Source organism: Bacillota bacterium, assembly GCA_024655925.1.
In the GTDB taxonomy this organism is placed as follows: Bacteria; Bacillota; DTU025; order DTU025; family JANLFS01; genus JANLFS01.
On record JANLFS010000101.1, the window covers coordinates 1 to 10589 of the forward strand.

The following is a 10589-nucleotide window of genomic DNA, read 5'->3' on the forward strand; positions in this document are numbered from 1 at the left end:
ACCGGTCCCGGTTCCCCCCGCATCCCTGGGCATATCGTTCTCGTCGTTGCCCGTCGGCACGCAGGATACCGGTTCCCCCCGCATCCCTAGGCATATCTCACCCCAGGTTGCTTCCTCAGAGTTGCAGTCCAAGGCGCGCCCTCTGTCATTGCAATAGGGCAGTCCAATATGCCCTGGATCGCCTTGTTGCCGTAAGGGTCCGTTGTGAGCCTGCCCGTGTACAGCTGATTCGGCCCTGCCCCGCCGGAAAGAACCCTCTCGAAACATACCGTTCCATCAGGATTCACCTTGCCCCTGGCCAGTGGATTCCCGAGCAAGGTGCCTGCGAGCACCGCGCCGTTTTGCGCTGTCCTCTTGAGACCGGCGCGATTTCCCCTGCGCCGCTGACAGAGACCGAGGGTGAGGTGCGGTCCTTCCCAGAACGGACTCGCAGGGTCCCCACTGAGGCTCCTTGAGCTGTGCGATTTCTCCTCGAAGCACCTCAAGCGCGCCCTTCATGTCCGCAATCGAGGTCCTGAGGTCGGCGAGGAAGTACGGGTGGGCGGACCGCCCGACCTATGCACGGCTCACGACCGTCTCGAGCGCGGCTATTTGCCTCTCAAGCTCGATAATGGTCCTGCTCTCCTCCCGCAGCATAGGCCACGGGTCACAGGCATGGACCACTGCTCCTATACAGATCACGAGGACTGCGGAAAGGGCGAACTCTGTCCTCATGAGGGTCATCTCCCTCATAAAGCTGGTTGCCGATTCCCCTCATTCGTTCACCCTCAATTCGCTCAATCCTTGAACCCCAATGATTAGAGATCACTCTGCTCCTCAAGGGATACGAGAAGGTTGTGGAACTCCTCAGGGGGACCGAACTCCAGCCCCGACATGCCATACGTGTACGGCAGGTTCATGTACCTGGAGTCATTGTACCAGTATATGGCGGGGGATATGGGATCTGGCACTTGGGCGAAAACGGCATTGGTGAACATGATGAAGGCGCCCATGGAGTCCAATAGCCTTGAGTCATTGATGGGATAGACCAACATTACCTCAGGTGACGGTACGGCAAGCAAACTTCCATGCTTGCCCACGAGCTCGGGCATTCTGTCGGGCATCAGTGCGAATGGGGTGATGAAGTACCCCGGGTTCTCGACTGCGTACAGCTCATCATCCTCGAGGAGGTTGAACATGACGAGATTGCGCCGTGGAGGTGACGGTAAGCCAGGAGGATGACGAAGAAGACGACACATCCTACATGGTCTCCTCCCACCACACCGTTCTTCCGGATTGTGTCCCACGCTCTAACGCGACTGAGATAGTGTCGCCCATGGGGAAGAGCAGCATTGCTCTGGCACAGAAGGATGGTTGATAGCCCTTGGGGTTCATGGTAATATGCGGCTGCACTAGACATCCGCCGAAAGGAGCCCGTCCCATGCCACATTGCCGACCCGCTGATATGAATGAGGCCGCAGAGACCGGCACGTACTCTTCGAAGACCGCGTTTGGCGCACGCAAGTCGAACTTGATCGTGCACAGCCAGACGGCGTACTTGCTCGAAAAGCGCCTTGTGCCTTTCGCTTCAACCGCTCCATGGAGTAGAAGAGACTTGAGGCAACAAGCCAATTTCGCGTCCATTTTGGGTGAGGCAACTGGTCCCGTTGACAAGACCTGAGGAAGGGCATACAGTCGAATCAACTGACAGTCAGTGAGTGAATGCGTGAGGCGGCGCCAAGAGTCCTGTACTGGGTCACCTGCTCCGATTGCGCACATTCAAGGAGGGCCATGATATGAAGATCCTCTTTTACGGCGCCGGAGTGCTTGGAAGTCTGTACGCGGCGCGGCTGGCGGACTCGGGGCACGACGTGACTGTCCTTGCGCGGGGGCAGCGCCTGGCGGACATCCGCGAGCACGGCGTCGTGCTGGAGGAGGGTGAAACCGGGCGTCGCACCGTCACAAAGGTCAACGTGGTTGACCGGCTCGCGCCCGATGACGCCTACGACTTGGCCGTCGTGGTGATGCGTAAGAACCAGGTCCCGGCGGTTCTGCCTGGCCTCGCGGCGAACCTGCGTACCCCCAGTGTCGTGTTCATGGTCAACAACGCTGCCGGCCCTGCTGAATATGTCGCCGCGCTCGGCCGCGAACGGGTTCTTCTTGGCTTCCCCGGAGCGGGCGGCGGGAGGGAGGGGCACGTCATCCGCTACCACGTCGTATCGGGCACCACCCAGCCGACCACGTTCGGCGAGCTGGATGGGCGCATCACCCCCAGGTTGCGGCGGATCGCCGGGGCATTCAAGGACGCCGGGTTTCCGGTCGCCATCAGCACTAACATGGACGCCTGGCTCAAAACGCACGTGGCGTTGGTCAGCCCCATTGCGAACGCAATTTACATGGCCGGGGGCAACAACTACCGGCTGGCGCACATGCCCGAGGGGTTGGCGCTTACGATCAGGGCCATCCGCGAAGGTTTCCGGGTCCTACGAGCCTTGGGCATACCAATAACACCGTCCAAGCTCAGGATCGTCGAATGGATACCAGAGCCGATCCTTGTGGCCATCCTGCGGCGTACCCTTAACACCCAGCGGGCGGACGTGGTGATGGCCCGTCACGCCAACGTGGCCCGTGACGAGATGCGGCAACTCGCCGACGAGTTCGCGGCCCTGGCCCGCTCGACTCACTTACCAACGCCGGCAATGGACCGCCTGGCAACGTATATCTAATTGAAAGAAATACGTCAACTTGAGTTCCCCAGCCCGCCAGGCCGCTTGAGGGCCTTCCGAACAGGCTCAAACGTGTTCGGGATCCGGCCCCGCCAGCGTGCCCGCCCTCCCTGCCTGTCGGCAAGAGAATCCGGCCGCCCCGGTCTTGAGCCGGGAACGGCCGGACAATTGCAGGAGCGACATCTGCACCTGCCGCTATGCTTCCACGCCGCACTTGGCGAGGAGCCTGGCCCATTTCTTGTCCACGTCGGCCTGGAGTTCCTCGATCAGGTGCTCGTTCTCGGGAGTGAACAGGTGGCGGAACCGATCCTGTTTGCGAAGCCATTCCACCAGAGGCTTCTTCTCCTTCGGCTTGTAGGTGAGCTTGTACTCGCCGTTCTCCACTTCGTAGAGCGGCCAGTAGCAGGTGTCCACCGCCAGCTTGGCCATCTGGATGGACTCCTCGGCAGGGTACCTCCACCCCAGGACGCACGGCTGGATTACGTTGATGAACGAGGGCCCGTCCACTGCAAGGGCCTTCTTGACCTTGGTCACCATATCGTTCCAGGCATGCGGGGAAGCCTGTGCGACATATGGGATGTCGTGGGCAACCATGGTTGCCGTGAGATCCTTGCGGTACTGCTTCTTCCCGTAGGAGACTTCGCCCACTGGGCTCGTAGTGGTGTTCGCGCCTCTCGGCGTCGCGGAAGACCGCTGGATACCTGTGTTCATGTAGGCTCCGTTGTCGTAGCAGATGTAGAGCATGTCGTGACCTCTCTCCATCGCTCCCGAAAGCGACTGGAACCCGATATCGTAGGTACCGCCGTCACCACCGAACGCAATGAAGTCTATCTTCTTGTTGATCTTCCCCTTGCGAGAAAGCACTCGGTACGCTGCCTCTACCCCGCTTATGGTTGCGGCGGAGTTCTCAAAGGCATTGTGAATGAACGGCACCTTCCACGCAGTGTATGGATAGATCGTCGTGCAGACCTCCATACACCCGGTGGCGCACCCGACGACCACGGGGTTGTCCGCTGCGAGTAGGGCCTGCTTTATGATTACCGGGAACGCGCACCCCGCGCAGGCACGGTGGCCTGGCGAGATGAGGATCTCTTTCTTAGACAGTTCCTTCAGAGTCGCCATGTGCACACCTCCTACTCTCTAACCCCGAGGTAGGTGAGAGCCCTCTCTACCCGCCCGGTGTCTGCTATTTTGGCAAGGTCGGAGTAGACCGACCTGATGTGATCCGTCGTGACGTCGCGTCCGCCGAGACCGTAGATGTAGTTGACGATCTTAGGGCCCGAGGCATCGTACATGGCCGACCTTACCTCGGCGAAGACCGGACCGCTCACGGCGTTGAACGAGTCAGACCTGTCCATGATCGCCACCGCCCGTTTGTCTGCGAGAGCCTTGGCAATCTCCTCAGCTGGGAACGGCCGGAACACTCGGAGCTTCAGAAGCCCGGCCCTGACGCCGTCTGCTCTGAGCGCCTTGACGACTTCCTTTGCGGTTCCTGCTGTGGATCCGAGCACGACCACGGCGACGTCCGCGTCATCCAGCATGAACTCCTCGAAAAGTCCATACTCACGGCCGGTGAGCTTCCCATACTCACGCCCGACCTCTTCGATGACCTTCTTCACCCCTCGCATGGCCTCTGCCTGACCCCTCTTGTGCTCGAAGTACCAATCGTAGAGGTCCAGCGGGCCGACGGTGATCGGGTTGTCCACATCGAGGAGCGGATTCTCTGGGACATACTCGCCCACGAACCTCTTCACGTCCTCGTCCTCGAGCATTTCGATGACTTCCATTGCGTGGCTTATGATGAACCCGTCCGTCGTGACCATGGTCGGCAGGAGGACGGACTTGTTCTCGGAGATCTTGACTGCCTGGATGACGTTGTCATACGCCTCCTGCGCGTTCTCCGAGAAGATCTGGATCCACCCTGAGTCTCTAGCCCCCATGGTGTCGCTGTGGTCGCAGTGGATGTTGATCGGCCCCGAAAGAGCCCGGTTGACCACGGGCATGACAATCGGCAGCCTCATGGATGCCGCAATATAAACGATCTCCCACATGAGCGCAAGGCCGTTCGCTGAAGTAGCGGTCATGGCCCGCGCGCCGGCGGAAGCCGCGCCAACAGTCGCGCTCATGGCAGAGTGTTCGCTTTCGACCGTGACGAACTCGGAATCCACTTTGCCGTCAGCGACGAAGCTGGAGAAGATCTGGACGATCTCGGTCTGAGGGGTTATGGGGTATGCGGCCACGACGTCCGGTCCTATCTGCCGCATCGCCTCGGCAACCGCCTCGTTACCGGTCCTGGCAACTTTGGTCTGCATGTCTTTCTCCTCCTTCCTACTTCGTCTACGCCTCGTCCTCTTTGACCATGACGATGGCTTTCTTCTTAGTGGGGCACTCAGCAGCGCAGATACCGCAGCCTTTGCAGTGCGCCCAGTCGATATCCTTGAACTTCCCGTCCTCTACAATGATTGCCTGGTCCGGACAGAAAATCCAGCAGAACAGGCAGTTTATGCAGTTCTCGGCTATGTGCTTAGGCCTGAAAGTCCTCCAGCCGCCTGTCTCGTACCTCTCAGCGGAACCGGCCTCGAGGATTCGCCCGGCCTTGGGCACGTCCCTCCAGCCGTCATCCTTGTTGGGAATGCTCATTCGGAAGCCACCTCCTCGTAGGCCCGCTTCATCGCCTCGATGTTCTTCTCGACGATCTCGGGGCGGAGTTTCTTTCCAAGCTTATGCCTGGAGTCCTCGAGGACCACATCAAGGTCGAGAAGGTTCGTTGCCTTGATAAGGGCCCCCATCATAGGAGTATTGGGAATGTTGCGGCCTATAGTGTCTATCGAAAGCTGTGTGGCGTCCAAGGTAAACACCTTTCCGCCCTCGAGTTTGAGCCGCCTGCGCATCTCGGCCGGGGAAAGCGGGGTGTTGATAATGTAGGTACCCGACGAAGGGACCCCAGCTTTCACGTCCACCGCAGTGATGAGCGACGGATCGAGCACGATCACGATTTCTGGGTTCAATACGTGGCAGTGAACGAGTATCGGTTCATCGCTGATCCTGTTGAACGCCTGCATAGGGGCGCCCATTCTCTCTGGCCCGTATTCCGGGAACGCCTGTGCGTACTTCCCGGCGGAGATGACCGCCTCTGCCAGAACCAGAGCCGCGGTCTTCGCTCCCTGCCCTGCTCGGCCGTGCCAGCGAATCTCAAGGAGCTTGCCCATAGTCTTCCTCCCCCCAAAACATCGGTGTTCTATACAGGGCTGCTGTTGCATAGCCTGTACGTTTATATCAAAGCGTGCCCGAGCCCCCGCCGGCTGCGGGCGCCGTGGCACACACTTTGTGAACTTCGTCACACCACGGTAGTTTCCTGCAGGAGATCTGCGTAGAGGGGAAACTTCTCGACTAGACTCCGAACGCCCGCACGGATCTCCTCGAACGCATGCTCGGAGTGGATGTTGATCAACGTGGCGTGGATAAGCCCCGCTATCTCCTTCATTTCCCGCTCTGTCATCCCCCGCGTGGTCACAGCCGGCGTGCCCAACCTTACGCCGCTTGTGACCGTGGGCTTCTCCGGATCGAACGGTATCGTGTTCTTGTTCACCGTGATCCCCACTGAGTCGAGAGCGGTCTCGGCGGCTTTCCCAGTGATCCCCGTGCCAATGAGGTTCATGAGCATAAGGTGGTTGTCGGTACCACCAGATACCAGTTTCCAGCCATGGTCCAGCATCGCGGAAGCCAGTGCTCGGGCGTTGGCGAGTATGCGCCTCTGGTAATCTGCAAACTCGGGCTCGAGCGCCTCTCCAAAGGCAACTGCCTTCGCCGCGATCACGTGCATCAAAGGTCCGCCCTGCGTGCCCGGGAACACTGCAGAATCAATCTTCTTCCCCCACTGGGCTGTGCAGAGGATCATTCCGCCCCTGGGACCCCTTAGGGTCTTGTGGGTGGTCGTGGTCACGAAGTCGGCGTAAGGGACTGGGTCTGGATGAAGCCCCGCTGCCACCAAACCAGCAATGTGCGCCATGTCCACCATGACTAGAGCTCCGACCCGCTCCGCGATCTCCCTGATCCTCTGGAAGTCAATCGCCCGCGGGTAAGCGCTAGCACCCGCCACTATCATCTTGGGACGGTATTCGATGGCGAGAGACTCCAGGGCGTCGTAGTCGATGACCTGAGTGTCCTCCCTGACACCGTAGGGAATGAACTTGAAGTACTTCCCTGAGATGTTGAGGTGCATGCCATGGGTCAGGTGTCCCCCATGGGTGAGGTTCATCCCGAGAACGACATCACCTGGTTCCAAGGCCGCGAAGTAGACTGCGGTGTTGGCCTGAGCGCCCGAGTGAGGCTGCACATTCACATGCTCTGCCCCGAACAGCTTGCGAGCCCGCTCTATCGCAAGGTTCTCCACCACGTCCACGTGCTCACATCCGCCGTAGTAGCGCTTGCCGGGGTAGCCTTCAGCGTACTTATTGGTCAACGGAGACCCCAGGGCCTCAAGAACTGCCCGGCTCACGAAGTTCTCCGACGCTATGAGCTCAATCTTGTCTCCCTGCCGCCTGACCTCGGCGAGGACGGCGGAGGCCACCTCGGGATCTGCCCTTCTAAGAGTGTCAAACATCTGCTCGCTCCCACCTCCCGACGATTGACCTGTTCGCGCGTGGGGGTCACCGGCGCTACTTCCGCTACTTCCCGGCCCGGTGGGAATGCGCCTCCTCGACCATTCCGAGGAAATACTCGTGTATCCTGGTATCCTCGGTCAGCTCCGGGTGGAACGCGCAACCAAGGAACTGCCCTTCGCGCACCATGACAGGGTCACCCTGCCAGCGGGCGAGCACCTTCACCCTGGGCCCCACCCTTCGGACGACCGGGGCGCGTATGAAAACGGCCGGGAAGAGGTCGCCCAGCCCGTCCACTTCGATATCAGCCTCAAAGCTGTCCACCTGTCGCCCGAAGGCGTTTCTCTCCACGGCGATGTCCATCAGCCCGAGCCTCGGCTGGTCACTTCCGACGATCTCACGAGCGAGAAGTATGATGCCGGTGCATGTTCCGAACACGGGCATCCCCCGGGACGCGCGCTCCCGGATGGCCTCATCCAAGCCGTACTTGACCAGGAGTTTGCCGTGGGTAGTGCTTTCACCACCTGGGAGAATCAGCCCGTCCACCCCTTCGAGGGCACGGGCATCCCGAATCTTCACTGCCTCCATTCCGAGCCGTCTCACGCTGTCAATGTGCTCAGACACTGCTCCCTGGTAAGACAGAACGCCGATCCTGACCATTCTCACAATTCCGCCTCCGGACGGGGCGGGGCCTCAACTACCAGCCTCTGCCCTGGATCTTCTCTTCTTCTTTCATTGCGCCAGCATTGATGCCCCTCATTGCCTCTCCGATCCCTTTCGATACGTCAGCGAGAAGCTTCGGGTCATCATAGTGAGCGACAGCCAGCACGATTGCACGTGCCCTGGCCGCAGGGTTTTCGGACTTGAATATCCCTGACCCGACGAACACGCCGTCCGCACCGAGCTGCATCATGAGAGCTGCGTCAGCGGGAGTTGCCACCCCACCTGCCGCGAAGTTGACGACGGGAAGCCGCCCTGTCGCAGCGACCTCGCAGACGAGATCGTAGGGCGCGCCCATTTCCTTCGCCGCAGTCATCAGTTCCTCCTTGGGAAGGCCCCCAACGCGTCGAATGTCGTCCATCACCGCGCGCATGTGTCTCACTGCCTCAATGATGTCGCCGGTTCCGGCCTCGCCCTTCGTCCGAATCATCGCCGCTCCCTCGCCTATACGCCTCAGAGCCTCACCGAGGTTGCGGCAGCCACAGACGAATGGGACTTTGAAATCATGCTTGTTGATGTGAAACCGGTCATCCGCCGGGGTTAGGACCTCGCTCTCATCGATGAAGTCGACGCCCAGTGCCTCGAGTATCTGGGCTTCCACGAAATGCCCTATCCTCGCCTTGGCCATTACTGGAATCGTGACGGCGCTCTTTATCTGCTCGATGATTGCAGGATCCGCCATCCGGGCAACTCCGCCTGCAGCACGTATGTCAGCCGGCACACGCTCCAGAGCCATCACCGCCACCGCACCGGCTTCTTCAGCGATCTTCGCTTGCTCCGGAGTGGTGACATCCATGATGACTCCGCCTTTGAGCATCTGAGCAAGTCCGGTCTTGACCCTGTAGGTGCCTTTCTCGGAAGTCTCTGTTCCGGCCATCTCACAACCCTCCAACCCGGCAAATCCAGAGTATATTTTACTACACCCCCGCCACACACACAATACAAAGCGGGGGTTGCGCAGGAGATAGCGCAGCTAAATAGGGGGTTAAGCCTGCGGTCCTGGTTCGACAAAACCCCACAAAGCTGAACTCCCCGATGGCTTCGGGGAGTCCGTCGTGACCTCCTGCAGCACGCTCATTCTTCGGGGTTTGGAGCCTCCACCGGGCAGACATCGTGGCACGCGCCGCAGTCGATGCACTTCTCCGGATCGATCACGTAGATGTCGCCTTCGCTGATCGCGTCTGACGGGCACTCAGGTTTGCAGGCGCCGCACGCGATGCAGTTATCGTTAATCTTGTACGCCAACGACGAACCCTCCCTCTCTGGCCATTTGCCTGCTCCATTTTACACGATGGTGATGAGGTACACAATCCCTGACTTACCGGCCCATCCATTCCCCGGCCCGCTCGACCAGGGCTTTGAATGCTGCGAGGAACTGTGCGGCCACTGCCCCGTCGATCACCCGGTGGTCCGATGTCATCGTCACTGCGGCCATGGGCCGGATGTGTATGCCCCCGTCTATCACCACCGGGGTGTCCGCCGCCTGCCCCACCCCCATTATGGCGGCCTGAGGCGGGTTGATTATCGGCGCGAACGATTCGACCCCGAACATCCCCAGGTTGGAGATGGTGAACGACGCGCCCGACACTTCCTCGAGTGTGAGCCGCCCCGCCCTGGCCCGATCCGCCAGTTCCTTGGCCTTAGCGGACAGGGCCGTAAGTGACAGGGATGGGACATCTCGTATGACAGGCACGACCAGGCCGTCGTCGGTGGCCACGGCGAACCCTATGTTGACTTCCGGTTGGATTTCGATGCAGTCCCCAGCGAAGGTTGCGTTGACCTCGGGGTGCTCGGCCAAGGCACGCCCCAGTGCGTGCAACAGCATGTCAGAAATCGTCACCTTAGTCCCAGCCGCGGCAAGCCTCGCGCGCAGCTCCATCACGGACGACATGTCCACCCGAACCGTCTCCCAGAACTGGGGCGCGGTCCGCGAGCTTTCCGCCATCCTCTGAGCCGTGACCCGCTTGACCTGATTCAAAGGCATCTTCTTTGGCGCCTTAGGTCCAGCGTGTGAAGGCACCGTGGCCAGAGCCGCCCCGGCCGTCACCCCGAGCACATCAGCCTCGGTGATCACCCCGTCCGGACCTGAACCTGCGACGGCCGAAAGGTCGATCCCGCGCTCCTTCGCCGCACGTCGGGCGGCAGGAGTGGCGAGGACCTCCGGCCGGACCTTCGCGCTTTCGTGTGTTGCCGGGGCCTCTACCTTTGTGACCGCCCCAACAGCTCCAGCAGCGGCGGGTGCCGGCACCGCGGCGGGAGCCTCAGCCACCGTCTCCCCGGAAGCCCCGATGGTCCCGAGCACGGTTCCCACCGGGACCACCTCTCCGTCGGAGACCAGGATGGGACCGATTACGCCTGCCGCAGGCGCCTCCACTTCATACGTGATCTTATCCGTCATGATCTCGACAACAGGTTGACCCCGATCCACCCGATCTCCCGGCTCCACCATCCACCGGGTAACGGTACCTTCAGTCATTGTCAGCCCCAGCTGGGGCATTTTGATCTCTTCCACCAGACTACGCGGCGTCGGGAGCCCCCGCCTTCAGGCGTGGGGAGGAGACGC

At 60.5% G+C, this 10589-nt stretch carries 12 protein-coding genes; 1 reads left to right on the plus strand and 11 read right to left on the minus strand.

What is annotated here, in order from left to right:
• Positions 1 to 555 precede the first annotated feature (555 nt).
• Both NUW23_13050 and NUW23_13055 read right to left on the minus strand, forming a co-directional pair.
• On the minus strand, positions 556 to 714 hold the full coding sequence (locus tag NUW23_13050) for a hypothetical protein (protein ID MCR4427086.1): 159 nt from the start codon (positions 712 to 714) through the stop codon (positions 556 to 558).
• Positions 715 to 797: 83 nt separating this feature from the next.
• Positions 798 to 1178: a hypothetical protein gene (locus tag NUW23_13055; GenBank protein ID MCR4427087.1), complete on the minus strand. Its 381-nt coding sequence runs from the start codon at positions 1176 to 1178 to the stop codon at positions 798 to 800.
• A gap of 597 nt (positions 1179 to 1775) precedes the next feature.
• Here NUW23_13055 and NUW23_13060 point away from each other — a divergent pair.
• Entirely contained in the window at positions 1776 to 2705 is a 930-nt protein-coding gene (locus tag NUW23_13060; protein ID MCR4427088.1) for a ketopantoate reductase family protein, read from the plus strand.
• A gap of 195 nt (positions 2706 to 2900) precedes the next feature.
• On the opposite strand, the gene NUW23_13065 is transcribed toward NUW23_13060, so the two are convergent.
• The 9 genes from NUW23_13065 to NUW23_13105 all read right to left on the minus strand — a co-directional run bounded on the left by NUW23_13065 (position 2901) and on the right by NUW23_13105 (position 10523).
• Positions 2901 to 3827, minus strand: coding sequence for a thiamine pyrophosphate-dependent enzyme (locus NUW23_13065; protein ID MCR4427089.1), 927 nt, complete (start codon positions 3825 to 3827; stop codon positions 2901 to 2903).
• 11 nt (positions 3828 to 3838) lie between these two features.
• The gene (gene porA / locus NUW23_13070) at positions 3839 to 5017 is read right to left on the minus strand and encodes a pyruvate ferredoxin oxidoreductase (protein ID MCR4427090.1); all 1179 of its coding nucleotides are present in this window, start codon (positions 5015 to 5017) and stop codon (positions 3839 to 3841) included.
• A 25-nt stretch (positions 5018 to 5042) separates the two neighbouring features.
• Positions 5043 to 5345 (minus strand): 4Fe-4S binding protein, encoded by a 303-nt coding sequence (locus NUW23_13075; GenBank protein MCR4427091.1) that lies wholly within the window; start codon positions 5343 to 5345, stop codon positions 5043 to 5045.
• Positions 5342 to 5914: a 2-oxoacid:acceptor oxidoreductase family protein gene (locus NUW23_13080; GenBank protein MCR4427092.1), complete on the minus strand. Its 573-nt coding sequence runs from the start codon at positions 5912 to 5914 to the stop codon at positions 5342 to 5344. Before NUW23_13080 ends, NUW23_13075 begins: the two co-directional genes overlap by 4 nt.
• A 128-nt stretch (positions 5915 to 6042) precedes the next feature.
• Entirely contained in the window at positions 6043 to 7308 is a 1266-nt protein-coding gene (locus NUW23_13085) for a serine hydroxymethyltransferase (GenBank protein MCR4427093.1), read from the minus strand.
• A 64-nt stretch (positions 7309 to 7372) separates the two neighbouring features.
• On the minus strand, positions 7373 to 7966 hold the full coding sequence (gene pdxT / locus NUW23_13090) for a pyridoxal 5'-phosphate synthase glutaminase subunit PdxT (GenBank protein ID MCR4427094.1): 594 nt from the start codon (positions 7964 to 7966) through the stop codon (positions 7373 to 7375).
• A gap of 37 nt (positions 7967 to 8003) precedes the next feature.
• Positions 8004 to 8903 (minus strand): pyridoxal 5'-phosphate synthase lyase subunit PdxS, encoded by a 900-nt coding sequence (gene pdxS / locus NUW23_13095; GenBank protein MCR4427095.1) that lies wholly within the window; start codon positions 8901 to 8903, stop codon positions 8004 to 8006.
• 197 nt (positions 8904 to 9100) lie between these two features.
• Positions 9101 to 9271, minus strand: coding sequence for a 4Fe-4S binding protein (locus tag NUW23_13100; protein ID MCR4427096.1), 171 nt, complete (start codon positions 9269 to 9271; stop codon positions 9101 to 9103).
• Between the two features lie 73 nt (positions 9272 to 9344).
• Complete coding sequence (locus NUW23_13105) at positions 9345 to 10523, minus strand: 2-oxo acid dehydrogenase subunit E2 (protein MCR4427097.1); 1179 nt, start codon at positions 10521 to 10523, stop codon at positions 9345 to 9347.
• Positions 10524 to 10589: the final 66 nt, after the last annotated feature.

What these genes read in the sequence shown, in the direction of transcription:
- NUW23_13050 (MCR4427086.1), bottom strand. Translation starts at nt 714, where the DNA reads ATGAGGACAGAGTTCGCCCTTTCCGCAGTCCTCGTGATCTGTATAGGA.
- NUW23_13055 (MCR4427087.1), bottom strand. Translation starts at nt 1,178, where the DNA reads ATGTTCAACCTCCTCGAGGATGATGAGCTGTACGCAGTCGAGAACCCG.
- NUW23_13060 (MCR4427088.1), top strand. Translation starts at nt 1,776, where the DNA reads ATGAAGATCCTCTTTTACGGCGCCGGAGTGCTTGGAAGTCTGTACGCG.
- NUW23_13065 (MCR4427089.1), bottom strand. Translation starts at nt 3,827, where the DNA reads ATGGCGACTCTGAAGGAACTGTCTAAGAAAGAGATCCTCATCTCGCCA.
- porA (MCR4427090.1), bottom strand. Translation starts at nt 5,017, where the DNA reads ATGCAGACCAAAGTTGCCAGGACCGGTAACGAGGCGGTTGCCGAGGCG.
- NUW23_13075 (MCR4427091.1), bottom strand. Translation starts at nt 5,345, where the DNA reads ATGAGCATTCCCAACAAGGATGACGGCTGGAGGGACGTGCCCAAGGCC.
- NUW23_13080 (MCR4427092.1), bottom strand. Translation starts at nt 5,914, where the DNA reads ATGGGCAAGCTCCTTGAGATTCGCTGGCACGGCCGAGCAGGGCAGGGA.
- NUW23_13085 (MCR4427093.1), bottom strand. Translation starts at nt 7,308, where the DNA reads ATGTTTGACACTCTTAGAAGGGCAGATCCCGAGGTGGCCTCCGCCGTC.
- pdxT (MCR4427094.1), bottom strand. Translation starts at nt 7,966, where the DNA reads ATGGTCAGGATCGGCGTTCTGTCTTACCAGGGAGCAGTGTCTGAGCAC.
- pdxS (MCR4427095.1), bottom strand. Translation starts at nt 8,903, where the DNA reads ATGGCCGGAACAGAGACTTCCGAGAAAGGCACCTACAGGGTCAAGACC.
- NUW23_13105 (MCR4427097.1), bottom strand. Translation starts at nt 10,523, where the DNA reads ATGCCCCAGCTGGGGCTGACAATGACTGAAGGTACCGTTACCCGGTGG.